Source organism: Agrobacterium sp. S7/73, assembly GCF_019355535.1.
GTDB classification, from domain to species: Bacteria; Pseudomonadota; Alphaproteobacteria; order Rhizobiales; family Rhizobiaceae; genus Agrobacterium; species Agrobacterium tumefaciens.
In genome coordinates this window covers 1,845,396-1,870,836 of the sequence record NZ_CP072137.1, presented here as the reverse complement: position 1 = coordinate 1,870,836, position 25,441 = coordinate 1,845,396, and the positions used below count along the sequence as shown (strand labels likewise).

Annotated in this window: 21 protein-coding genes; 2 read left to right on the top strand and 19 right to left on the bottom strand. The window is 58.6% G+C overall.

Annotated features, from left to right (window positions below; translation table 11 throughout):
• Positions 1-61: 61 nt before the first annotated feature.
• From J5276_RS23455 to J5276_RS23435, 5 genes are all read right to left on the bottom strand, one after another.
• A complete protein-coding gene (locus tag J5276_RS23455) occupies positions 62-1,303 on the bottom strand; it encodes an FAD-binding oxidoreductase (protein WP_111796648.1) in 1,242 nt (413 codons plus the stop codon).
• Positions 1,303-2,025 carry an amino acid ABC transporter ATP-binding protein gene (locus J5276_RS23450; protein ID WP_004431309.1) on the bottom strand — a complete coding sequence of 241 codons (723 nt, stop codon included), beginning with the start codon at positions 2,023-2,025 and terminating at the stop codon, positions 1,303-1,305. The genes J5276_RS23455 and J5276_RS23450 overlap by 1 nt, the downstream gene beginning before the upstream one ends.
• Positions 2,018-2,671, bottom strand: coding sequence for an amino acid ABC transporter permease (locus tag J5276_RS23445; RefSeq protein ID WP_004431304.1), 654 nt, complete (start codon positions 2,669-2,671; stop codon positions 2,018-2,020). Before J5276_RS23445 ends, J5276_RS23450 begins: the two co-directional genes overlap by 8 nt.
• A 12-nt stretch (positions 2,672-2,683) precedes the next feature.
• Positions 2,684-3,349 carry an amino acid ABC transporter permease gene (locus J5276_RS23440; RefSeq protein ID WP_111809841.1) on the bottom strand — a complete coding sequence of 222 codons (666 nt, stop codon included), beginning with the start codon at positions 3,347-3,349 and terminating at the stop codon, positions 2,684-2,686.
• Between the two features lie 71 nt (positions 3,350-3,420).
• A complete protein-coding gene (locus J5276_RS23435) occupies positions 3,421-4,227 on the bottom strand; it encodes a transporter substrate-binding domain-containing protein (RefSeq protein WP_013761084.1) in 807 nt (268 codons plus the stop codon).
• A gap of 326 nt (positions 4,228-4,553) precedes the next feature.
• Between J5276_RS23435 and J5276_RS23430 the strand changes: the two genes are divergently transcribed.
• Entirely contained in the window at positions 4,554-5,591 is a 1,038-nt protein-coding gene (locus J5276_RS23430) for an Ldh family oxidoreductase (protein ID WP_111788460.1), read from the top strand.
• Between the two features lie 112 nt (positions 5,592-5,703).
• On the opposite strand, the gene J5276_RS23425 is transcribed toward J5276_RS23430, so the two are convergent.
• The 3 genes from J5276_RS23425 to ftsZ all read right to left on the bottom strand — a co-directional run bounded on the left by J5276_RS23425 (position 5,704) and on the right by ftsZ (position 8,641).
• Positions 5,704-6,669, bottom strand: coding sequence for a dihydrodipicolinate synthase family protein (locus J5276_RS23425; RefSeq protein WP_013761087.1), 966 nt, complete (start codon positions 6,667-6,669; stop codon positions 5,704-5,706).
• Between the two features lie 108 nt (positions 6,670-6,777).
• Positions 6,778-7,476: a GntR family transcriptional regulator gene (locus J5276_RS23420; protein WP_004431295.1), complete on the bottom strand. Its 699-nt coding sequence runs from the start codon at positions 7,474-7,476 to the stop codon at positions 6,778-6,780.
• Between the two features lie 202 nt (positions 7,477-7,678).
• On the bottom strand, positions 7,679-8,641 hold the full coding sequence (gene ftsZ / locus J5276_RS23415) for a cell division protein FtsZ (RefSeq protein WP_019566702.1): 963 nt from the start codon (positions 8,639-8,641) through the stop codon (positions 7,679-7,681).
• A gap of 378 nt (positions 8,642-9,019) precedes the next feature.
• Between ftsZ and J5276_RS23410 the strand changes: the two genes are divergently transcribed.
• Positions 9,020-9,463: a response regulator gene (locus J5276_RS23410; RefSeq protein WP_004431292.1), complete on the top strand. Its 444-nt coding sequence runs from the start codon at positions 9,020-9,022 to the stop codon at positions 9,461-9,463.
• Positions 9,464-9,905: 442 nt separating this feature from the next.
• Here J5276_RS23410 and J5276_RS23405 read toward each other — a convergent pair whose 3' ends face one another.
• From J5276_RS23405 to J5276_RS23355, 11 genes are all read right to left on the bottom strand, one after another.
• On the bottom strand, positions 9,906-10,052 hold the full coding sequence (locus J5276_RS23405) for a DUF1127 domain-containing protein (RefSeq protein ID WP_004431290.1): 147 nt from the start codon (positions 10,050-10,052) through the stop codon (positions 9,906-9,908).
• 214 nt (positions 10,053-10,266) lie between these two features.
• Positions 10,267-10,869, bottom strand: coding sequence for a hypothetical protein (locus tag J5276_RS23400; protein ID WP_004431289.1), 603 nt, complete (start codon positions 10,867-10,869; stop codon positions 10,267-10,269).
• A 135-nt stretch (positions 10,870-11,004) separates the two neighbouring features.
• Entirely contained in the window at positions 11,005-12,123 is a 1,119-nt protein-coding gene (locus J5276_RS23395; protein WP_004431287.1) for an ABC transporter permease, read from the bottom strand.
• Complete coding sequence (rbbA, locus tag J5276_RS23390; RefSeq protein ID WP_075807686.1) at positions 12,120-14,894, bottom strand: ribosome-associated ATPase/putative transporter RbbA; 2,775 nt, start codon at positions 14,892-14,894, stop codon at positions 12,120-12,122. The genes J5276_RS23395 and rbbA overlap by 4 nt, the downstream gene beginning before the upstream one ends.
• Positions 14,895-14,905: 11 nt before the next feature.
• Positions 14,906-15,970, bottom strand: a complete 1,065-nt coding sequence (locus tag J5276_RS23385; protein WP_038495399.1) for an HlyD family secretion protein — start codon at positions 15,968-15,970, stop codon at positions 14,906-14,908.
• A gap of 361 nt (positions 15,971-16,331) precedes the next feature.
• Entirely contained in the window at positions 16,332-17,705 is a 1,374-nt protein-coding gene (locus J5276_RS23380) for an alpha-glucosidase/alpha-galactosidase (RefSeq protein ID WP_035200672.1), read from the bottom strand.
• A 21-nt stretch (positions 17,706-17,726) separates the two neighbouring features.
• Positions 17,727-19,391: an ABC transporter ATP-binding protein gene (locus J5276_RS23375; RefSeq protein WP_013761092.1), complete on the bottom strand. Its 1,665-nt coding sequence runs from the start codon at positions 19,389-19,391 to the stop codon at positions 17,727-17,729.
• Positions 19,392-19,403: 12 nt separating this feature from the next.
• On the bottom strand, positions 19,404-20,540 hold the full coding sequence (locus J5276_RS23370) for an ABC transporter permease (RefSeq protein ID WP_013761093.1): 1,137 nt from the start codon (positions 20,538-20,540) through the stop codon (positions 19,404-19,406).
• A 1-nt stretch (position 20,541) separates the two neighbouring features.
• On the bottom strand, positions 20,542-21,549 hold the full coding sequence (locus J5276_RS23365) for an ABC transporter permease (RefSeq protein ID WP_004431273.1): 1,008 nt from the start codon (positions 21,547-21,549) through the stop codon (positions 20,542-20,544).
• An 87-nt stretch (positions 21,550-21,636) separates the two neighbouring features.
• Complete coding sequence (locus tag J5276_RS23360; RefSeq protein ID WP_112236128.1) at positions 21,637-23,724, bottom strand: ABC transporter substrate-binding protein; 2,088 nt, start codon at positions 23,722-23,724, stop codon at positions 21,637-21,639.
• 108 nt (positions 23,725-23,832) lie between these two features.
• Positions 23,833-25,299 carry an alpha-glucosidase/alpha-galactosidase gene (locus J5276_RS23355; RefSeq protein ID WP_111796698.1) on the bottom strand — a complete coding sequence of 489 codons (1,467 nt, stop codon included), beginning with the start codon at positions 25,297-25,299 and terminating at the stop codon, positions 23,833-23,835.
• Positions 25,300-25,441 lie beyond the last annotated feature (142 nt).

Sequence of the window (25,441 nt, the reverse complement as noted above, 5' to 3'; positions counted from 1 at the left end):
TCTGGAAAATGCATAAAAAAAACCAGAGAATTTTTGCGTTTCGGAGAAAAGCCAAAATTCTCTAGAAACGTTGTGGCGAAAATGCCCTTGTATCGATGGCGGGTTTTTGCCCCGTCAGTAGATCGGCGACGATGCGGGCCGTGCCGGCCGATTGCGTCAGCCCCAGATGGCCGTGACCGAAAGCATAGATCACCCGCGCCGTATGCCGCGCCGCACCAATCGCGGGCAGGCTGTCGGGCAGCGAGGGGCGAAAACCCATCCATTGTTTGCCGCCTTCGGTTTTCAGGCCTGGCAGAAAACTTGCCGCCTTGGCGAGAAGCGCCTCGGAGCGGGCGAAATTGGCCGGAAGCTCGAGCCCGCCCAGCTCCACCGCACCGCCGACGCGAATGCCGGTCGAAAGCCGCGTGACAACGAAACCATGCCCGCCGAAGGTCACCTGCGTGCGCAGATCGAAGGCGCCTGAAGGCAGGGTGGTATTATACCCCCGTTCCGTTTCCAGCGGAATTTTTTCCCCAAGCGAACGGGCAATGCGATGCGAAAATGCGCCTGCCGCCAGCACCACCTTGCCGGCCTTGCGGGTGCGCCCGTCATGGCTCACCACTTCTACACCGTCTTCCAGCGGCCTGAGCGCTGCGATGTCGAGACGTTCGATACGACCGCCGATGCTGCGGAAATGCTCGGCAAGAGCCAGCGTATAGAGCTTCGGGTCGGCGATGGAATGCCAGCCGGGCGTGAAGGTGCCGCAGGTGAAACGCGGTGCGATGCCGGGCTGTATCTCGGCCATCTGCTCGGCATTGAGGTGCCGGAATTCGATGCCATGACGCTCGCGCGCCTTCCAGCCGGCAAGCGAGCCTTCGAATTCGGCTTCGCTTTCATAGACCTGGAGATTGCCCTCCTTGCGCAGCATGGCAATCGTGTCGGTTCTCCTGAGAAACGGCTCAAGTTCAGATTTCGACAGGTCCATCAGCGCCGTCTGGGCGGCGGTGGAATGTTCAACCTTCGAGGCGGCACAGGCGCGCCAGAACCGAAACATCCATGGTGCAATCTTCAGCGCATAGGCAGGCGGTACGCTGAGAGGCCCGAGCGGGTCGAGAAGCCACTTCGGCGCTTTCCAGAGAATGCCGGGGGATGCGAGCGGCAGGATATCGGTGAAGGCGAAGGCACCGGCGTTACCGGCGGAAGCGCCGGCCGCCGGGCCTTCGCGATCGATAACCGTGACCGAAAGGCCGCGTCCCTGCGCGGCAATAGCTGCCGAGAGGCCGACAACGCCGGCCCCTATGACGATGACATTGTTTGCAGACATTACCGCACGCTCGACAGGAATTTCTGCGTCTCGGGGTGCTGCGGCGCGCCGAATAGCTGATCCGGCGTGCCGATTTCCGCCATCACGCCCTGATGGAAAAAGGCGACACGGTTCGACACATCGCGGGCGAAGGCCATTTCATGGGTGACGCAGATCATCGTCATGCCCTCGTCGGCCAGCATTTTCAGCGTATCGAGCACTTCGCCCACCAGCATCGGATCGAGCGCTGAGGTGACTTCGTCGAACAGCATATATTCCGGCGACATGGCAAGAGCGCGGGCAATAGCCATACGCTGCTGCTGACCGCCAGACATGCGGTTCGGATAGACCTTCAGCTTTTCGGCAAGACCGACATGGGTCAGTTGCTTGACCGCGATTTCCTCGGCCTGCTCTTTCGAAATGCCAAGCACCTTGCGCGGCGCCAGCATGACGTTTTCAAGCACCGTCAGATGCGGAAAGGCATTCCATTGCTGGAAGACGATGCCGACCTTGCGACGCAGCTTGTTGAGGTCGGTCGATTTGGCATGAACCTCGGTGCCGTCGATGACGATCTTGCCGCTATCGATCGGCTCCAGGCCGTTGATGCAGGTCAGCAGCGTCGACTTGCCGGAGCCGGAACCACCGATGATAGTGACGACCTCGCCGTTGTTGACCGTCAGGTTGATCCCTTTCAGAACCTCCAGCGGGCCGAAGGATTTGCGGACGTTTTCGATCTCAATCATTGGGGGACCACCGTCTTTCGAGATACCCGCCGAAACGGGCGATGGGGAAGCTGATAAGGAAATAGATGGCGCCGCAGATCATGAGAATGGTCAGCGGTTCCTGCAGGCGGGTGACGAGGATCTGCGAGGCACGCAGAAGCTCGATAAGTCCGAGCCACAGCACGAGCGCCGAATCCTTCATGACGCCAAGTGTCAGGCCGATCCAGGCGGGCAACGACACGCGAGTTGCAAGCGGCAGCACGATGTAGCGCATGTCCTGCGACCAGGTCATGCCGAGCGAACGGCAGGCACGGCGCGTGTTCGACGGCACCGCTTCGATGCCGCCACGCACGATCTCGGTGCAGTAGGCCGCCGTATAAAGCGACAGAACCACGCATGAGGTGGTAAATGGCGGCCAGCCGAGCTTGGCGATCGACTGGAAGGCATTGCCAAGCACCAGCTGGATGAGGAGCGGCACGGAGCGGAAAACATCCAGCACGAAGGTCAGCGGCAGCGACCAATAGGCCCCGAGCTGGAAGCGGATGACACCGAAGATGATACCCATGAGGGTGCCAGCCGTCACGGCAACGGCGGTGACGGCAAGCGTCATCCCCGCGCCCTTGGCAAGGAAGGCAAGATCACTCCAGGTGAGAGCGGTTTCAAACATGGCGCACCTCTCTCAGTAACGAAACAGACGAGCGGCCAGCAATCTGGCGGCAAGCGTGACGATCTTGGCGATCACGTAATAGATGACCGCGGCAAGCGCGAAGAATTCGAAGGTGCGGAACGAACGGGCGTTCAAGGCCTGCGTGACACCGGCAAGATCCGTATTCATGCCGACGGTGACACCGAGCGAGGTCATCAGGATTGCCCAGACCATCTGGTTGGTGGCAGGCAGGAAGGCGACGCGCAGCATCTGCGGCATGATGATGAGGCGGAAGGTCTGCATCGACGTCATGCCGAGCGAACGGCCGGAGCGCGTTTGCGTATCCGGTATCGCCTTCAGCGCTCCACGGAAGTTCTCCGCAAGATAGCCCGCATTGTTGAAGGCGATGCCGGCCAGAAGTGCCGTATAGGGGCTGAGATGAATGCCGAAATTGCCAAGGCCGAAATGGGCCATGTAAATCTGGAACAGCGCCGGCGTGTTGCGGGCGATTTCCACCCAGACGGCGGCAATGGCACCCAATATCCGGTTACCGGAAAGCCGGAACAGGGTTAGCACGATGGCGCAGGAAAGACCGATCACCATCGACAGGACCGCGATCTGCAGCGTCACCAGCGCACCGTCCAGCAACTGCGGCAAAGCCTTCAGCGCCTGATTCCAGTGGAATGTATAATTGAACATAACCGTCTCACCTTTTCAGAAACGATCAACGGCGCGATCGATCCGACCGCGCCGTTTGGGAAAAGTTCCGATCAGCGATAGACGCCGTTGACGGTGAGCGAAGGAACTTCGCCGCCAACCCATTTTCCGTAAAGTTCGGCGTAACGGCCGGTGCGAACCTGCTGGTTGATGAACAGGTTCAGGTAATTGATGAAGCCATATTCATCGCGGTTGGTGAAGAGAGCGACATAATCGATGTCATAAGGTGCCTTGCCGACCACCGAGATGCCGGCAAATTTGCCGGTCTTGACGTTGGCCTGTGCAACGGTCGAGGTCGAAACGGTGGCGTCGATCTGGCCCTGGCTGAGCGCGAGGAACACATCGGCCTGCGTCTGGTAAGGACGGAACTCGCCTACGCCCCATTCCTTGACGGTCTTTTCGAGCGCAATGGCTTCAAACGTACCGGCAGTCGCGCCGACGGTCTTGCCCTTCATGTCCTCAAAGGACTTGACGCCGGACTTGTCGTTGGCGGTGACTGCCATCTCGAAGGCGAAGTAAGGCACGGTCATGCCAACCGTCTTGGCGCGCTCAAGCGTATCGGACGTGGAGGCAACGCCAACATCGACGCGGCCGGACATCAGCGCCGGAATACGTTCCGGGAAAGGTGTCTCGACGATTTCAGCCGTGACGCCGAGCGCCTTGGCGAGATCGTTGCAATAATCGACATCGAAGCCGATCGGGTTGTTGGCGTCATCACGCGCGCCCATGGGAGGGAAGTCGAGCACGACCGCACAGCGCAGCGTACCGGACGAAATGATGTCGTCAAGCTTGTCGGCCTTGGCCGGAGTAATAGCGAAAGTGGCGGCCAGCAGGCCGGCGACGATGACCGATTTTTTCATTGTTGATTTGCTCCCAGAATTGCTCTGCCATTGAAGGCGAGGTCACTATTTCCCCATGGAGGCGATAAATCAACATAAAAATACAATGAGTATACAAAAAGAATTTTTGCAGCAGCGAACAGTGCTACGGCAGCGAGCTTGCAATTCGGGACCGAAAAGCACGTGAAAATGACGCCCTGGTTGGGCAGTTCCGCCCTACTCTCATCCCGGCGCTTGTGGCAGGCATGGGCACCGGACGCAGAATGCCGAAAAGACAAGTTGCAATAGAATGACCGTTGTATACTTTATGTATTCAAAATGTGCGAGCCCAATATCGGAGGATTATGATGAGCGACAACACCACATTGACCATCGACGGGCTTTTTCAGCGGGTCGAAGCGATTTTCCGCAAGGCGGGGCTCAATGCCGTGCAGGCGGGAGCGCTTGCGCGGGTTATTGTTGCCGGTGAGCGTGACGCCTGCAAATCGCACGGTATCTACCGCATCGAAGGCGCCCTGCGCACCGTCAAGGCAGGCAAGGTTAAGCCCGATGCGATGCCGGAGGTGGCCGAAGACGACGGCACAGCGATCGTGAAAGTCAACGCCAATGGCGGTTTTGCCAACCCCGCCTTCGAGCTTGGCCTGCCTGTTCTGGTGGAGCGGGCGAAACGCACCGGCATCGCCGCGCTCGTCATCAATGACTGTACGCATTTCTCGGCGCTCTGGCCGGAAGTCGAGGGGCTGACAGCGAACGGTCTAGCGGGTCTGGTCATGTGCCCGAGCTATTCCACCGTCGCTCCCACTGGCGGAACCAAGCCGCTGCTCGGCACCAACCCCTTCGCCTTCGGTTGGCCCCGTAAGAACACTTCACCCTATGTCTTTGATTTCGCAACATCTGTTGCGGCGCGCGGCGAGATAGAACTGCACCGTCGCGCGGGCAAATCTTTGCCTGAAGGCTGGGCCGTGGATGCCGACGGAAACCCGACGACCGACCCGGAGGCTGCGCTTGCCGGCGCCATGCTTCCGTTCGGCGGCCACAAGGGTTCGGCCATCGGCACCATGATCGAGCTTCTCGCGGGTATCATGATCGGTGACCTGACCAGCCCCGAAGTACTGGAGTATCTCGGCACCACAACGCTTGCACCCTTCCATGGCGAGCTTATCGTCGCCTTTTCCCCGGAAGCCTTCGCCAAGGGCCGTCCGGGCGATCCTTTCCAGCGGGCGGAAATCCTGTTCGACGCCATTATCGGCCAGGGAGCCCGCCTGCCCTCCGGCCGCCGCTTCACTGCACGCGCCAAATCGGAAAGCGAAGGCATTACCTTGACCGCCGCCGAAATCGCCGGTCTCGACCGGCTGCTGGAACAGGGGATGGACGCCGTCTCCTGACATCAGTCCTTCGTCATGCCGAACCCAATCAGGCATGACGAAGGATATCTATCGAACCTCATAAAACGAAAAAAGGCCCGCAAATGCGGGCCTTTTTCACTGCAGAAAGTAATCAGGCAGCCTTGCAGGCCTGAACCGCACCCGGAAGCTTGCTCCAGTCGGCGTACCAGCTGTTGAACAGCTTGAACTGCGCCTCGACATAACCGCGCTGGCTGTCGCTGAGGGCATCGGTCTCGTTAAAGTGCAGCGTATATTCCTTGTCGCCCTTCAGCACCATCATGTGCTTGAAGTAGAGAACCAGATCCGGGCCTTCATCGAAGGAGGAGAGGACGGCGAGCGCCTGCTCCAGTTCCAGCGCGCGGGCGCGGGCGTCCGCATCGCCCTTGGCGGCGGCCTGCGACAGCTTGCAGAGATGGATGACTTCCTTCGGCAGAACATTGCCGATGCCCGTGATCGCGCCGGTTGCGCCGCAATTGACGAAGCCGTGGACAACGGCAGTATCGACGCCGATCATCAGGGTGACTTCATCATCGCGGCTGGTGATGTTTTCAGCAGCGTAACGCATATCCGCCGGACCACCGAATTCCTTGAAGCCCACGAGGTTCTTGTGTTCCGCACGCAGCGCGAAGAAGAGATCGGCGCGGGTGGCGAAACCGTAATAGGGGCTGTTGTAGATGACAGCGGGCGTTTCGGGAGCGGCCGCAAGGATGGCCTTGAAATGCGCCTTCTGGGCAGCGATGACCGAGCCGCGCGAAAGAACACGCGGAATGACCATCAGGCCCTTTGCGCCAACCTTCTGGGCATGGGCGGCGTGCGCAACGGCAGATGCCGTGTTGACCGCGCCGGTGCCGACGATGACCGGAATGCCGGCTTTCACCAGACGTTCCACGCCTTCCATGCGCTGCTCATCGGAAAGAAGCGGCCAGTCGCCCATGGAACCGCAATACACGACGGCAGACATGCCATCGGCGATCAGCTCTTTGCCCTTGCGGACAAGCGCGTCGAAATCGGGGGTGCGATCATCTTTGCAGGGGGTCATCAAGGCGGGAATCACGCCGGAAAAAATGCTGGCCGTCATTACTAGCTCCTAAGGGACAGTTTTTCGGGAATGGACGCACCTCCGCGCCACCCTTTCAACAAGGACATTACAATCTTGTATTTTATTTGTCGACAAGAAATCGACAAGCTACAGATTTATTTCCAGCCGCTCATTGCGCACCAGTAGTTTCTGCACCTGCTGCACGATCTGTTCGGCATGCTCGCGGGCCAGTTTCTCGGACAGAACAGTGTCGCGCGCGGCGATCGCCGCTATGATCGCATCGTGATCGTCGACGAAACGTTTCGGCAGGCGATCATCATAGGACTGGTAATACAGCCGCAAGATGCGCCGTCCCTCATCCAGCAGACGCTTGAACAGACTGGTGAAATAGGGGTTGCGCCCGGCTTCGGCGATGGAAAGGTGCAGGGCCGCATTGGTGGAAATCATCGCCAGCGCGTCTTGCTCTTCCACCGCAATGGCAAATTCCGCATTATGGGCGCGGATGCCGGCCAGATCTTCCGGACGGTGATATTGGGCAGCAAGCTGGGTCGTCACCCGGTACATCAGCACCAGCGCATCGAAATAGGTATGCATATTGAGGAAATCGATGTTCGACACCATGGTCGAACGGTTCGGCAGCGTATCGATCAGCCCCTCGCCCGAGAGCCGCACCAGCGCTTCGCGAATGGGCGTGCGCGACATCTTGAACCGCTCGGCAAGCTGCACCTCATCGATTGGACTACCCGGTGGCAGAACCAGATCGAGAATCTCGTCGCGCAGCAGATCGTAGACCATCTTCACGCCGGAGCCACGCTTACGCTCGGCAGAAGCAATTATATCCGTCATAACCAAATCCCTCTTGTCGACATAAAGAGTACTATTATATTTTTTCCATATCAACGCCGCGTTGCAGCACCTGCCCCTCGAATGGCGGAATAATTGTTCAAAAACAACAAAAAGCCGTCACGAAAATTACCCGCGACGGCTTCAATAATTCAATTTGTGACATCGCTGATTTTTTACAAAGCACCGCTTCGAGGTAGGGACCTCAGTTACGCAGGCCGGTGGCCACGACGGAAATCTTGAAAGCGCCGTCCAGCGTCGGATCGAAGGACGCGCCCATCACCACATCGGTCTCTTCGCTGACTGCCTCGCGCACAAGCGTCATCGCCTCGTCGATCTCGTAAAGCGTCAGGTCGTTACCGCCGGAAATCGACACAAGTGCGCCGCGTGCCTCCTTCAGCGACGGTTCGCCGAGCAGCGGGTTGGCGATGGCGGCGGCTGCCGCCTCCGAAGCGCGTTTTGGACCCTTGGCCTGCGCCGTGCCCATAAGCGCGCGTCCGCCATTCTTCATGACGTAACGCACATCGGCGAAGTCGAGATTGACCAGGCCTTCGCGCAGGATGAGATCGGTAATGCAGCGCACGCCGAGGGACAGGACCTTGTCCGCCGTCTTCAGGGCACTTTCAAAGGTCGTGCCGGCATCCGCAATACGCAGCAGGTTCTGGTTGGGAATGACGATGACGGTATCGGCGGTATTAAGCAGATTGGCGAAACCATATTCGGCAGCACGCATGCGGCGCGCGCCCTCGAAGCTGAACGGCAGGGTGACGACACCGACGGTCAAGATGTTCTTCGCACGGCACGCTTCCGCGATGACGGGCGCAGCACCGGTGCCGGTACCGCCGCCCATACCGGCGGTGATGAAGCACATGTCGTAACCGTTGAGGTGATCCATGATCTCGTCAAGCGAATCGATTGCCGCCTGCCGGCCAACCTCCGGATCAGCCCCGGCACCCAGCCCGCCTGTAAGTTCGGAGCTGAGTTGCACGAGCCTTGGCGCGTTGGTTTTCTTCAGCGCCTGCGCATCCGTGTTGGCGGCGATGAAATCAACGCCGCCGATGCCCTCGTCGATCATGTTGTTGATCGCGTTTCCGCCGCCGCCACCGACGCCGATAACAGCGATATTGGGCGTATTGCGGGCGATTGGAGCGCGCGGAGACTGGGTCATCGTCTTATTCTCTTTCTAAACTCATAGGGTCTCGCGCCGTTTTTTAACCGCGGCACGCGAATGATCGGCAACGTTCCTGCATGTCCTTCCTGGCGCGTGAAGGACGCTGTAACGCTTTGAATTTGCATGCAAGCCTTTGCCCCGCTTGCGGCTAAAGGCTTGTGCTCCAGGGGCGAAAGATGCGCTACGGCGACTGTCTCCGACCCCTTCCCCGGATGAAAACCAAACCGAATCAACTGCTTCGCTATCTAGAGGTGATAGCCGAAAAGCCGGTCCGTTTACACTGTATTCACCATGTTTATCTCACTTTGGAACGAGTTGCTTCGGCAGGTGTTTGCCTTCCGACCGCGCTAAAGCGCATGGAATGGAGGCAGTCATATGTCCGCATACATCCTGCAAAACGAACCGGGTTTCCGCACGGAACAACCGCGTGTGCTGATCGTGGAGGACGAATTTCTCATCGCTATGGATATCGAAGATTCCATTATGCAGGCGGAAGAGGAAGCTGACGTCATCGGCATCGCCAACCGGCTGGATCAGGCCGTGGCACTCGGCAGCCGCGCAGATATTGCCTTTGTAGACGTCAATCTCGCCGACGGCCAGACCGGCCCGGAGATCGGGAGGCGGCTTTCGCAGGATCACGGCGTCGTGGTGATCTTCATGACGGCAAATCCGGAAGTGGTGGTCAATCTCGGTATCGGCGCAGGCGTTATCGTAAAACCTGTGCCGCAGGACGCCGTGGAACAGTGCCTTTCCTACGCACTTGCCAAGCGCGCGGGCACCCGTGCCGTTACGCCCATCGGCATGATGGCTTTCGACTGAACCATTCTCGTGGAGATAAAAAGCGGGTTGCCTGAAAACGGCGCCCGGCGCTGAAAACAAAAAAGCCTGCCGCGGGAGGAGGTGCGGCAGGCTTCTTGAAAGATTGAACAGCGATATGGGAGGAGGAAACCGCTGTCCCCGGGGCAATCCTTGGGAGGAGGAGTAGGATCACCCGCATTACCGAAAGAATGTGGGAGGAGGTACATCCGTTTCGATGATTTGAAGATATCATTTTTTTCTGCATTTCACAGACACAAGCTTGCACCTCAGACATGCATCAAACGCATGGCGATTTTTCCAACCCGAAACATCAATGCAACAGGCTGATTTTCGCCTTTGCACGGCATGCCCCGTGGGAGACACAAGCGTCGACGGTTCGCCAAAAACAAAAACGCCCGCGAAGCGGGCGTTTAGTCATTCAAAAGCGGCAATAGCTGCCTGATTACTTGCCGACGGCGGCGCGGGCGACGCTGTTGATCTGGCTACGGTCGATACCGAGATCGTGCAGTTCGCGGCTGCTCATGCGGCCCAGTTCGTTGACGGTCTGACGATACTTGCGCCAGTTATTAAAGCTGCGTGCTACGTTCATGACATTACCCTTTCAAGGTGTTGGCGACGTCAGTAACGTTTCGTTCCGGCGTCCTTTGATGTCCCTTATATGCGCCTTGTCGGGACCAAAGAACAGACAGAATAAGGCAGGCCACCCATGCGCTGAGTGCAAAGGTCATCCTCCGAGGGGCGCGGAAAAACAGAAGTATGGCGTAAATTCAGTCATATCGGGGGCCACTACCGACACCACGTCGTCAGAACTTGTAGCGAACGCCAAACACATTGGCATTCGTCGCGCCCTTCATATTGCCCAGCGTCTTGCCGCCGCCGGAACGGTGGTGAAGCCGCCAGAAGAACTCCGTCGAGGATTCTTCGCTGAAGGAAACGTTGATTTCCGGGCCGAGGTAAAACAGGACATTGGCGTTGCCGTTGTCCTTGATTTCTTCTTGCCTCTCCCGCCCCGGCTGCGCATCCGAGACGAGGCTCAGACCCGCCGTGAAACTCGGCGAAACGAACAACCGTTCCCCGAGCCTGATCTTGTCATAACGCGCGACAGGTCCTGCCCAGACTTCACCGGTGAACCCCTTGCCAAACCTGACGGCAACGCCGATTTCACCGCCCAGCTTCACATTGCCGATGCGATAGGGATAGAACTGATAACCGCCACCCAGAATGGCATTCTTTTCGTATTCCACGGGAACGAGGGCAGCGCTTTTCAACATGTCTTCTTTCGTTAAAACACCACCGAAACCAAATATCGCTTCACTCGTCTGCGAAGCCATATCCTCCGATGCGAGGGATGGTGTCGTGGCCAGTGCGATCATGGCCGTGAGTGACAGACGTCCTGCGATATTCATTTGCTACTCCTCAACAAAGCCCTCTTTTACCCAACCGTCCTCATAGGCATATTCCCGGAGGGCGAACATACCGTTACCGAACACAATTAATTCAACTCGTTCGCAAATGCTGGAAAACGGGCTAATGTCCGCCGGTCAGCGCAGGAACCGCCGGAAGCGGCGAAGCGCAAAAATGAAGAGTGCAGAGCCTATCGCAAGCAGCGCCAGCAATTGCGGCCAGACCACATCCAGCCCCGCCCCCCTGAAAAGCACCGATTGCGCCAGAATTACGAAATGAGTGTTGGGTGCGAGCAGCATGAGGTACTGGATGATATCCGGCATGCTTTCGCGCGGCGTCATGGCGCCGGACAGCACCTGCAGCGGCAGCAGGAACAAGATCAGCAACATGCCGAATTGCGGCATGGAACCCGCCACTGTTGCCAGGAAAATACCCATCGAGGTCATCGCAAAGAGCTGCAACGCCGTTCCAAGTAGGAAAAGGGAGAGCGAGCCTTCGATGGGAATAGCGAGCAGCCCCTTGACGACAACGAAAAGGGAAAATGCCGAGGCCACCAACACGACAAGGCCCATGGACCAGACCTTGCTGAGCATGATTTCCAGCGGCGTGACCGGCATGACCAGCAGATGCTCGACCGTTCCATGTTCACGCTCGCGAATGAGCGCCGCGCCCGTCAGCACGATCGACAGCATGGTGATGGCGGTGATGATATTGTTGATCGAGCCGAACCAGGATTTGTCCAGTTCAGGGTTGAAACGAGAACGCAGCGTCAGATCGACTGGCACCGTCGTCGCGCCGCGATAGCGGTTGACATATTCCTCAACTTCGCTCGTCACGATGTTCTGCACGTAACCGCCGCCGCTGAAGGCCTGGCTCATGCGGGTGGCATCGATATTGAGTTGGATGGCAGGGTGCTGCCCGGCCATTAGCTGACGCTGGAAATCCGGCGGAATGTTGAGCGCGAAGGTGTCGAGCCCTGCATCCATGCGCTTGTCCATTTCAGCAATGGAAATCTGCTTCGGCGGCGCGAAATAGGGCGGATAAAACGCCGTGCTGATGCGACCGGAAAGCGGCGACTGATCCTCATCAACAATGGCGATGGCGGCGTTGTTTAGGGTTTCGGGCAACGCGCTGGAACCGGTGTAGATTTGCAGCGTGAAAGCGTAAACGATCAGCAGCAACAACATGCCATCACGCGCAAGCCCGCGCAGTTCCTTGATGCCGAGCTGGAAGATGTTGGATGAAAACAAACTCATGACGCCTGTTTCCTCAAAAGAGTAGCACCAGCGATGAGCAGCAGCGGAATGGCGATGAGAAGCGGCAGAAAGGAACCCGAAAGACCGTCGAAATCCAGCCCCTTGGAGAAGGTGCCGCGTGAGATCGTCATGAAATAGGTGGCGGGATAGATATTGCCGATAAAGGCCCCCGCCCCCTGCAGCGACGAAACGGGATCGATCATGCCCGAGTATTGTGTGGCCGGAATGAGCGTCAACAGGGCCGTGCCGAAGATCGCCGCGATCTGGCTCTTCATGAAGGAAGACATGACGAGCCCGATGGATGTGGCGATGATGACGAAGAGTAAAGCGCCCGTCGCGTAAGCGAGATAACTCCCGGTAAACGGCACCCGGAAGATGAAGATCGCAAATGCCGTCAAGAGCAGGAAATTGAGCATGCCGAGCGCCACATAAGGAAGCTGTTTGCCGATCAGGAATTCCAACCGCGTGGTCGGCGTCACGTAAAGATTGACGATCGAGCCAAGTTCTTTTTCCCGAACGACGCTGAGCGCCGCCAGCATGGCGGGAATGAGCATCAGCAGCAGCGGAATGACCGCCGGCACCATGGCGACGAGGCTCTTGACATCGGGGTTGTAACGATAGCGCGTTTCGATGCTGAAGCTGCTTTGCGTCGCTGCATTGCCATAGATTTCGCTCGCCTTGCGCGCCAACCATGTCTGGTGCATGCCCTGCACGTAACCGCGCACGGTTTCTGCCCGTTGCGGCATGGCGCCATCGATCCAAGCGCCGACCTCCACCGTCTTGCCGCGCAGCACATCGCGGCCGAAACCGGGTGGAATTTCAATGGAAAGGCTGAGTTCCCCGTCACGCATGCGCCGGTCCATATCCGCATAGTCGCGGATCGGCATTTTCTCGATGAAGTAACGGGAACCGGCTATATCGAGCACATAATCGCGGCTGATGGTGGAATCGTCGCGGTCCAGTACCGCGAAGGTCAGGTCCTCAACATCGAGATTGATGCCGTATCCGATCACGAACATCAGGATGACGCTGCCAAGAACCGCTAAAGTGCCGCGAATGGGATCGCGTTGCAGTTCCAGCGCCTCGCGGCGCGTATAGCTGAACATGCGCCTGACATCGAAAAACCGTTTGCGGGCTGGTGCAACATGCTGCGTCGGGACCACCTCCGTTGCCGGAGCGGGCGCTATTGAAGGTTCCGCCTTTTTGACACCCGAGGCATCCTCGAGATAGGCGACGAAAGCCTCTTCCAGCGTTGCGGCATTACGGCTTTTGGTGATCGCGTCAGGCGTATCGCTTATCAACACCTTGCCGGCATGCATCAGCGAAATCCGATCGCAACGCTCCGCCTCATTCATGAAATGGGTGGAGATGAAGATGGTGACATTATCGTTGCGGGAGAGATCGGCTAGGATTTGCCAGAACCCGTCCCGCGCCACGGGATCGACGCCGGAGGTCGGCTCATCGAGGATGAGAATGTCAGGAGAATGGATCATCGCCACCGCAAGCGACAGTCTTTGCCGGATGCCGAGCGGTAGGTCGTCCGGCAGCGTGTCCATGACCGTGCCGAGATCAAAGCGCTCTGCCATCTCGGCGATGCGCGGCTGAATGGTCGCTTCCGGCAGCTTGAACAGCCGCGCGTGAAAATCGAGGTTCTGTCGCACCGTGAGTTCGGAATAGAGCGAAAAGGCCTGGCTCATGTAACCGACGCGGTGGCGGATCGCCATGTCGCTGGCATCCACCTCGTGGCCGAATAGCTTCGCCTCGCCTTCACTGGCGGCCAGAAGACCGGTCAGCATCTTCATGGTGGTGGATTTCCCGCAGCCGTTCGAGCCGAGAAAACCGAAAATCTCGCCACACGGAATTTTGAAGCTGACATTGTCGACGGCGGTAAAATCACCGAAACGCATGCTCAGATGCGAGGCCTCAATGGCATAATCGCCCTCGCCGGTCACCGTGCGCGGCGCGATATTCACCTCGTGGTAACCCTTACGCTTTTCTTCCGGAAGAAGCGCGATGAAGGCTGCATCGAGATTGGCGGCGGAGGTGCGGTAGAGCAACTCGGTGGGCGAGCCGGTGGCAAGAATTTTGCCGCCATCCATGGCGACCAGCCAGTCGAAACCGGCGGCCTCTTCCATATAGGCCGTAGCGACAATCACGCTCATACCCGGACGACCGGCGCGGATGGAATCGATCAGCTCCCAGAATTGCCGGCGCGACAGCGGATCGACACCCGTCGTCGGCTCATCGAGAATGAGCAGGTCAGGATCGTGGATCAGCGCACAGCAGAGCCCGAGCTTCTGCTTCATGCCGCCGGAAAGCTTCATTGCCGGCCGGTCGGCAAAAGGTTCAAGGCCGGTGCTCTTCAGCAACTCGGCAATGCGTGCCTTTCTCTCCCTGCCGTCCTGCCCGAACAGCCTGCCAAAAAAGTCGATATTTTCGAAGACCGAGAGGGTTGGATAGAGGTTCTTGCCGAGGCCCTGCGGCATATAGGCGATGCGCGGGCAAGTATCCTCGCGGTGGCGCGGATCGGACATATCGCCGCCGAGGACCTCCACCTTGCCTTTCTGTATAGCCCGGGCGCCGGAAACCAGAGAGAGGAGGCTGGACTTGCCGACACCGTCAGGCCCGATAAGGCCGATCATCCGTCCGGCGGGAATTTCGACCGATATATCGGCAAGCGCAACCGTGCTGCCAAACGCCAGCCGTACATCCGTCAACCGCGCGACTGGCGCGCCGGGATTTTTAGTATTCGTCGCGGAGGGTGTGACCATCGCGGCCACTCTCACTTCACAAGATTGCGTTCGAGATTCTCCGGCCAGACGGCCTGCGGATCAAGCCGGACATAGGCCATGCCGGGAAGACCGGTTTTGACATACTGAATATATTTCTGCAGCAGCTCCTGCGGAATTTGCGCCCGCACCCGGAAGGTAAGCTTCTGGCGCTCCTCCTCGGTTTCCACCGTCTTTGGCGTGAATTGCGCCACATCGGCGACGAAGGAAACCTTGGCGGGAATGGTATATTGCGGCGCTGCGTCCAGTATCAGGCGCACATCCGAGCCCATGGATGTACGGCCAGCCTCAGCCGTGGGCAGGAAGAACGTCATGTAGACGTCACCGAGATCGACGAGGTTGAGAACCCGCCCGCCGGCGGAAAGCACCTCGCCGGGCTGGGCGATGCGATATTGCACACGGCCGTCGCGGGGTGATTTCAGCGTCGCATCGGCTATGTCTGTCTCGATGCTCTCAATATCGGCCTGCGCGGCATCGACAGCCGCTTCCGCATCGACGATCTGTGCCTTGGCGGCGTTGATTGCCGCATCAGAGGCGGCAAGCGAGGCCTGCGCCGAGGCAAGAGTGGCGCGGGCGGACTGTTCTGCCGCCTCACTGTCATCGACGATCTGCTGCGACACGGCATTGCCGGTCAACAGCTGTCTTGAGCGCGCATAGGTCTTGGACGCCGAATCAAGCTGGGCCTTGCGCTGTTCCACCACCGCAAGCGCCGAGGTCTTTTCCGCCTCCCGCTGGGCAACGAGGCTATGGGCGGTATCGATTGCGATCTTTGCGCGACGAAGCTGCGCTTCCGCCTGACGCTTTTTGGCCTCCAGCTGGGCAGTATCCATCTGGGCAAGCACCTGCCCTGCCTTCACGAAATCGCCTTCGCGCGCCATGATGTCCTGAAGACGGCCGGCGGTTTTGGTGGAAATATCGATCTCGACCGCCTCGATCCGGCCGTTACTGGAAACGAAACCGGAGGGCAGACCCTCTGCCGTCAACTTCGACCAGGCGAAATAGGCAGCAACGGCAATAACCCCAACCGCCAGACCAACGAGCAAGCCTTTTTTAGACATCCGTCTTCCCCATGAACCCTTCGAGTTTCAACCGTAATACGATAAAACCGAAGAAGCCAGCCACCTTTACGTTCATAAATCCCACCTGATATTTCCCATATTGGAGCGAGAAGACAGGTTGCTAGGGACTGTTTAGGTGAGGGAGCGCTTCGAGGCTTTGACACACGTCAAGTGGATGAAGGACTAAAACCCACTTCGTCATGCTCGGCCCTGTCCCGAGCATCTGCTAGCTATCATTTTCTGCTAGGTGGTTGGTTCCTCGGGACGAGCCCGAGGATGACGTTAAATCTATAGCGGAATGACAACCGGCGAACGCCACGCAAGGTGCGCCAGCCTGCCGTCAACGCAGCCGTTGCGTTCCTTACACCGCCCGCGCCCGCTTCATCTCCACCTGCGTCCATTCCGGCAACCAGTCCCGGTGCGCGACAAGAAGATCGTCCACCAGCGACCAGATCTGGTCGAGATCGAGTTCCGCTGCCGTATGCGGGTCCATCATCGCCGCGTGGAAGATATGCTCACGGTTTTCGCTCATCAGCGCCCGCACCGTCAGCTCCTGCACGTTGATGTTTGTGCGCATCAGCGCGGTCAGCTGCGGCGGCAATTCCCCGATGAAGGTTGGTTGCACGCCGTTATGATCGACAAGGCAGGGCACTTCCGCCGCGCAATCTGATGGCAGCGAGGTGATGCAGCCATTGTTGCGCTGGTTGCCGTAGATGACAGACGGTTCGCCGGTCCAGACCGAGTTGATGATGGAGGAGGCATATTCCTTGGATTGCTTGACCTCGATCTTTTCGGCTGAGCGATAGGCCGCCGCCTGCCCCTTCCAGCGCTCGATCTGCTCGATGCAGCGCTTGGGATATTCATCGAGCGGAATACCGAATTTCTCGATCAGGTCCTCGCGCCCCTCCTTGATGAAATAGGGTGTGTATTCGGCGAAATGCTCGGAACTTTCGGTAACGAAGTAGCCGAGACGCGTCAGCATCTCGTACCGCACCTTGTTGGGGCAGCGCGGGTTCCAGCCGGGCTTCGGCGCACGGCCTTCGCGATAGCCTCGTACGAGATCGGGATAGAGGTTCTTGTAGCTGCCATCAGGCTGGCGGTGCTCGAATTCCAGGAAAAACGCCATGTGGTTGATGCCGGCCGAACGATAGCGGATTTCCTCGTAGGGAATATCGAGGTCATGGGCGAGTTCCATGGCCGTGCCCTGCACCGAATGGCAAAGGCCGACCTGCCGGATTGTCGGGTATTTCTCCGCAATCGCCCAGGTGTTGATCGCCATCGGGTTGACATATTGCAGCATGATCGCATTGGGGCAGACGGCGAGCATATCCTCGCAAATCTTCCACAGATGCGGCACGGTGCGCAGGCCCCGCATGATGCCGCCGACACCAAGCGTATCGGCAATGGTCTGGCGCAGGCCATATTTACGCGGCACCTCGAAATCGGTGACTGTGCAGGGCTCGTATCCGCCGATCTGGAAGGCGACGACGACGAAATCGGCACCGGCGAGCGCCTTTTTCTGGTCTGTAAAAGTCTCGGCTTTCGCCTTTGCCCCGAGCGTCGAAATCAGCTTGTTGACGACGATGGCGCTTTCTTCCAGCCTTTCGCGGTTGATGTCCATCAGCGCGATCGTTGCGCCGGAAAGGGCCGGACGTTGCAGCACGTCGCCGATGATGTTCTTCATGAACACCGTGGAACCTGCGCCGATAAATGTGATCTTGGGATCTCGTGCCATATTTGCCTCCGGCATCTTGAACTATGCGATTTCAAAGGCGGCCCGGACGAGCCGCTGGGTGTATTCGGTTTTCGGGCGGTTCAGCACCTCCTCGACGGGGCCTTCCTCCACGATCCTGCCGCGCTGCATGACGATGACGCGGTGGCAGAGAGCCCGAACGACCTTCAGGTCGTGCGAGATGAACAGGTAGCTCAAGCCCCGCTCGTCCTGCAGCTTGCGCAGCAGGTCTATGATCTGCGCCTGAACGGAAAGGTCGAGCGCCGAGGTCGGCTCATCGAGCAGGATGAATTCCGGCTCCAGCGCGACTGCACGCGCGATGGCGATGCGCTGGCGCTGGCCGCCTGAGAACTCGTGCGGGAAACGCGAGAGGATGTTGCCGGGCATGCCTGCCGCTTCCAGCGCGTCGCGCACCCGCTCCAGCCTTTCGGCCTTGGTTTTACCAAGCCCGTTGATAACCAGCCCTTCCTCGATGATCTGGCCGATGGTCATGCGTGGATTGAGCGAGGCGAAAGGGTCCTGAAAGACGACCTGCATGCGTGAGCGCAGAGGCCGCATTTGAGACCGGGAGCGGCCGTCGACCCTCTCGCCATCGAAAATCACCTCTCCGGCCACCGGCTCGTTCAGCCGCAACAGGGATTGGCCAAAGGTCGTTTTGCCAGACCCGGATTCGCCGACAATTCCCAGCGTTTCATGGCGCTTGAGGGCTAGACCAAGATCGTCGACGGCAACAAGTTCCTTCAATTCCGGCTTGAACAGGCCACCGTAGCGCATCATGAACGACACCCGCACGCCATTCGCCGTCAGCAGCACACCGGAATTTTCCGGCAATGGTTTGGCGGTGCCATGCGGCTCGGAAGCAAGCAGCTTTCGGGTATAGGGGTGCTTCGGCGCTGCAAACAGCCGCTCAGTGGTGTTGTGCTCACGCATCTCGCCATGCTGCATGACGTAGACGTAATCGGAAAACTGCTTCACGATCGTCAGGTCATGGGTGATGAGCACCACGGCCATGCCGCGCTTCTTCTGCAGATCGCGTATGAGGTTGAGGATCTGCGCCTGTACTGTCACATCCAGTGCTGTGGTGGGTTCGTCGGCGATCAGAACATCCGGATCGTTGGAGAGCGCCATGGCGATCATGACACGCTGCCGTTGACCGCCGGAAAGCTGGTGCGGATATTGCTTCAGCCGCGCCTCGGGTTCCGGAATCTGCACCTGCCGCAAAAGATCGAGCGCCCTCGCCTCGGCCTGCTTCCTGCTCAGCTTCGAGTGGACGCGGATCGCCTCGACGATCTGACTGCCGATTGTATAGATCGGGTTCAGCGAACTCATCGGCTCCTGAAAGATCATCGAGATACGGTTGCCGCGCAACGCCCGCCGCTGGCGGCTTGAAAATTTCAGGATGTCGTCGCCGTTGAAGCGCACGGTCGCGGTTTTCGAAACCGAGGCCCGCTTCGTCAAAAGCCCCATGATGGTGCGGGCGGTCACCGATTTTCCCGAACCGGATTCGCCAACGATGGCGATCGTCTCCCCCCGGTAAAGCTGGAAGGAAATGTCTTTCACTGCCTCCACCGTGCCGTGCTCAACCTTGAAAGTCACGGCAATATTGCGTGCATCGATGATGGCCTGGTCGTTTCGATTATCAGCATCGAAGCGGATGGCAGGGGCGTAGGTATTCTGTGCAGCAACCATGTTACGCTCCTCTCAATAGGGATCGACAGCATCGCGAAGGCCATCGCCCAGCGCGTTGAAGGCAAAAACGGTGACCAGCACAAAGCCGACCGGCGCAAGGATCCATGGATAGGAACCAATGACGGAATAGGTGGCCGTATCCTGAAGCATCAGCCCCCAGGAGATCAGCGGCGGCTTGACCGCGAAACCGAGAAAGCCAAGGAAGGATTCGAGCAGCACGACGCTTGGAATATGCAGCGTGACGGCAACGATCACATGGCTCATCACATTCGGCAGGATGTGCTGGAAGATAATGCGCCGGTCGGTGGCACCGACGGCAATCGCGGCGCGGACATAATCGATACGCGCCAGCGCCAGCGTCTTGCCGCGCACCTCGCGAGACATCTGCGCCCAGCCGAGCGCTGACATGACGCCGACCACGAAGAGGAGGAAAACAGTCGTCGGGGCAGTGACCGGGATAAGCGACGTCAAGGCGAGATAGAGCGGCAATTGTGGAAAGGCCAGAACCACTTCCACGAAACGCTGCACCCAGGCATCCAGCGGCCCGCCGAAATATCCTGAGATCAACCCGACGCTGGTGCCGATGACGGTAACGATGGTGACGACACTGAGCGCGATGGCAAGCGAGATGCGCGATCCATAAATGGCGCGTGACAGCACATCGCGTCCGAACTTGTCGGTTCCGAGAAAATGCACCGGCTGCCCGTCCGTGGTGCCGAAGAAGTGCCGGTTTGCCGGGATGAGGCCGAACAGCCGATATTCCGCGCCTTTCACGAAAAAGCCGAGATAAAGCGGATTGTCGTAATCCGGGCCGACGATAGGCTGGAAGGTCACCGGATCGAGCTCATCCGTTTCAGCGGTGGCATAGACCCGAGGGAACAGGCTGATATTGCCGTCCTTGTCGGAGAACCGCACCACCTGCGGCGGGGAGAAACTGTCATTGGTTTCGAGCGGGTTCATCGGCGCGAAGAAATCGGCGAAGACTGAGATCGTGATCAACAGCACCACCAGCACCAGCCCCACCATGCCGGTGAAAGAGCGTCTGAGGCGCCGCCACACCAGAGCGAGATAGGTCTCGTTACCCTGAACACCCCGCTCGGGCTTCGCTGCGGCAGCCGATTCATTCTTGAGTTCGTCAACGGCCACCATCTCAAGCCCTCCCGAATTCGCGCACACGCGGGTCGAGCATGGCGAGCAGCATGTCGGCGATGATGTTGCCGATGATGAGCGTGGCGGCCAGCACCATCATGAAGGTTGCGGTGACATAGACATCGCCGACCGCCATGGACCCGACGATGGCGGGACCGACGGTCGGCAGCGCAAAGATGATCGCAGTTTCGATTTCGCCGCTCAGCATATAGGGCAGCACGACGCCCTGATACATAATGAGCGGATGCACGGCGTTCGGCACGGCGTGGCGCATGATGACCGCGCCTTCCGAAAGGCCCTTGGCGCGCGCCGTCTCCACATATTGGGCGTTCAGCGTATCCAGCAGATTGCCGCGCATCACCCGCATATTATAGGCAAGTCCACCGAAAACGGCGATGGCAACCACCGGCCAGACATGGCTGACGAGATCGACGAACTTCCCCCATGACCATGGCGCACCGCCATATTGCGGCGAAAAGAAGCTGCCGATTTCCGACACGTCGAAATGAAACACCATCAGGTAGACGAGGATCAGCGCCATCAGGAAGCGCGGAATGGTCATGCCGAGGAAGGCGACGGTCGAAAGCAGATTATCGATCCAGGAATATTGTCTGGTGGCAGCCCAGATGCCGAAACCGATGCCGAGAAGCGATGAAAGAATGTGGCAGACAAGGGCGAGTGCGATGGTGCGCGGCAGGCGTTCGCCGACCACATCGGCAACCGGCTTGTTGTAATAGAAGCTGTAGCCGAAATCGCCGCGTGTGATGATACCGCCGATCCAGTTGAAATATTGCACGACGATCGGCTTATCGAGACCGTGTTCGATGCGGTAGGCCTGCGCCTGCGCTTCCGCCTGTTCGAAGGACGCACCGCCCTGGTTCATCAATTGCGAGCGGATGTAGTCAGCATAGTCGCCGGGTGGCGCCTGAATGATGGCGAATGTCACCACGCTCAGGATAAGCAGCACCGGAATGGCGGAGCCTATGCGTATTGTCAGGAATCTCAGCATCGAACGGGTATCCTCCACTTGGCTAGTCCGTGTGTCTCCGGCCGCGCTTCACGCGCGACCGGTACCGGGTTTTCTCCGGGAGGAGTTCTAGTTGATCGGGCCGCCCTCACCCGGCTTGCCGGGAAGCTGCTCGGGGAAAAGCTCGTATTTGCCCTGCTTGTCGGCCGCGACCCAAAGGCGTTCGCGGATGATGGCGTCTTCAGCCCAGTTGAACATGAAGATCGGCGTGCCCTGCGGCACATTCGAGAACCGCTTGTTGACGATAAGCGCGCCGGGATATTCGGTAAGCCCTATCGTGTAGAGGTTCTGCGTGTAGACCTTCTGATATTGCTTCATCAGTTCCGCCCGCTCGGCATTGTCCTGCGAGGAGATGAATTTGCGCACGATATCGGCCATCTCCTTTTCGAACGGCATCAGATCCAGTTCCTTGCCTTCAGGTGCGCGATGGTTCCAGCTGGTGCGCGGGCCAACGGGTGCCAACTGCTCGGTATTCTGCACCACGGACGAAAGCTCGGTGGAGTTGCGGCGCACCAGCCAGTCGAACTGACCGCCATAATGGGCCGCATCGCGCTGGTTGGAATCAAGGCTGTTGATGACGAGGCGAAGGCCAAGTTTCGCCATTTGCCCGACAAGGCCTTCCGCAATGCTCTTGTCCGTCGTGTAGCCGTTATTGACCAGAAGAATGATCTCGACGTTTCGTCCGCCCAGTGTCTCCTTCGGGAAGTTCAAGAAGCCGTCGCCATCGGTGTCCTTCAGGCCGATTGATGCAAGGGCGGCTTTCGCTTCCTTAAGGTTGAAGGGGTAATAGACCGTGGAATTGCGATCGTAAAAACCGGTGCCCGAGGAAATGCCACCCGGATAGATCGCCGTGAATGGGCCCTTGACGAGCGAGTCGCCGATTGCCTTGCGATCGAGGGCCGAGGTCACCGCCTGACGGAACACCTCGTTGCGGTTCAGCTCGCGAATGGCCTGCCCGCGCTCGTCCGGATTGCCCCAGCCATTGGCGGAAAAGTTCATCTGCAGGTTATAGCCGATCAGGCGTGGCCCGAAGGCAAGGCGAGCCGGCGCATTCGGGTCAGCTGCGCGTTTCAGCGAAGCGACAAAATTCTCCGGCTGCTCGAGATTGGAGAAATCGCCCGATCCCGCCACAGCCTGCACATCGCGATCGGCCCAGGTGGAGAGCTTGTAATGAAGCTCGTTGAGATAAGGCAGCTGCTGGCCCTTCTCGTCGACCTTCCAGTAGTATGGATTGCGCCTGAGCACGATGATGTCGTCGGGGCGATATTCCACCGGCACCCAACCACCCATGACAGGCATGTTCATATATTCCGGCGGAAAGGCGTTCTTGAACTGGTTATAGGTGTTCTTGGAATATTTCGGGTGCTGTGGTTTCAGAATATGCGCCGGTCCGGGGCAGAAGCTCGGATAAGCCATGGTGTAGAGATATTGCTTCGGGAAAGCGGTCTTGAAAGTCCACTCCACCGTATAGTCATCGATCTTTTTGAGCGTGGTGCCTTCGCCGAAGGCTTCAGGCGACGCGCCGCCGCCGAGCGGCGAGACGTTGGGATCGAGAACCGCGTCTTCCCAGTAGAACATGACGTCATCGGCGTTGAACGGCACACCGTCAGACCATTTGGCACCCTTGACCAGATGCATCGTCAGCTTATGGCCATCCTGCGACCATTCCCAGCCTTTGGCGAGATTGGGCAGCGGTTCGGTGTCCTTGGCATTCACCTGAAACAGCGGCGCTGTGCGCGTCAGGCATTCGGAAAGCGCAATATCGATGCCGCCCCAGCCCTGGCTCTGGCCGGCAATGTAGTTCCAGCCTTCGGGCCGTCCGCCGATCACATGGCGCATCGTATCGCCATAAACGCCGATGCCATCCACCATGTTGCCGGTCTTGTAGACCAGCGGCTCCTCAGGCAAGCGTTCCTTCAAGGGCGGCAGCTTGCCAGTCTTCTCGAATTTTTCGGTGATCCAGTCCGGCTCGCTGTAATCAGGCAGGGCCTTGAATTCCAGGATCGAGTCGCGCGCCACATAATCGATCTTGCCTTCGGCCGGAAACTGCGGCGGCTCCGGCGGCGTGGTGGTTTCGAAGGCGTTCGCACTGAGTGCGATCATCGAAACACCAAGACCCAATGCCGAGATGATACCGATCTTGCGTTGAAGTTGCATCGTCATTCCTCCCAAATGGCAGCTCTTCGACCGCCCACCCTCTGTTGTCGCGATAGCCACGGCGGCGAACTCCCTTTTCACCACCGGCCTGTTCCCATGCCTTTTCCTTCAAACGGCCTTTTTCAGCGCCGATTTCTCGGCCCGTAGTTCCTCGATTGAGCGCACATTGCGGCGCGCCGCACCCGCCCAGTCGCGGGTCTTGACGGTGGATTTCGCAAGCCGCTCCTTGGCATCAGGCACGGCATCCGCATATTGCGGCAGCCAGCGCGCCTGTGCGACGACCATCTCGTCCACCATCTGCCAGACCTCCTCCGGAGTGGCGACGGCGCCGACTAGCGGGTCATGCAGCACGGCAAGCTTCAGAAGATCGATATCGCCGCTGACCGCCGCATGTACCGACATGCGCTGCACGTTGATAGACGCCATGCAGGTCGCCGCGCAGGCTTCCGGCAGCGTGATACCCGAGACCATGTTGATGCCAAAACGATCCACGAAACCGGGCGACTCAATGATCGCATCAGAAGGAAGGTTGGTTATGACGCCATTGTTCTTGACGTTGAAGTGGCCGCGATAGACACGCCCGGTTTCAAGCGCTTCCAGAATGTGGCTCGCATGTTCGTTGGAGCGCTTCTCCGGTTCGATGGGCTTGGCGGCTGACGCCAGGAACTGCGGGAATTCCGTCTCGAACCAGTTCCGCGTCTCGGTGGAGTGGCGCAGATAACCGCCGGTTTCGCCGTGAATCCAGTCCGACATATCGATCCAGCGGGCGATTTCATCCGGGCGCTTGCGGTACCACGGCAGATATTCGGACAGATGGCCGTTGCTCTCCGTCGAATAGACACCGAAGCGCTTAAGCACGTCGATGCGCAGCTTTTCCTGCTGTGAGAAAACCGGATGCGCCTCGAAAGCGGCGACCAGCTCTTCTTTGCCGATCTTGCGGCCATTCAGCCTTAGATCGATGAACCATGTCTGGTGGTTGATGCCCGAGCAGATGTAATCAAGTTCGGACGGGGATTTTGCGCCGAGAATTTCAGCGATCTGCTCCGCACCGTGCTGCACACCGTGGCAAAGACCAACCGTATCCACCTTGCCGTATTCGATGGCTGCCCATGTATTCATGGCCATGGGGTTGGCGTAATTCAGGAACTTGGCACCGGGTGCGGCGACATCGCGGATATCCTTGCAGAAATCCAGAATGACCGGAATGTTACGCTGGCCATAGAGAATGCCGCCGGCGCAGATGGTGTCACCGACGCACTGGTCGATCCCGTATTTCAGCGGAATACGGATGTCGTCCGCATAGGCTTCCAGACCGCCGACCCGCACACAGCTTATGATGTATTTCGCACCCTCAAGCGCGCGACGGCGGTCGGTATGCGCCGTCACTTTCACCGGAAAACCGTTGGCTTCCACGACCTTGTCGAGGATCGCCCTGATCATATCCAGATTGTGCTGGCTGATATCCGTCAGCGCGACCTCGATGTCGCGAAACTCCGGCACGCACAAAAGATCGGTGAACAGTTTTTTCGTGAATCCGACGCTTCCGGCGCCGATTATAGCGATTTTGAAACTCATAACGCCACCTCTGTTGCAAATCGAACGGATGAAACGGGCCAAACGATCATAATAAGGCGCTGCGAGAATATACCTGTAAGAACCCCGGAAAACCGGCGCTCCTAAAAAATTCTCCGCAACAATATCGCGCTGGCTGTCTCCT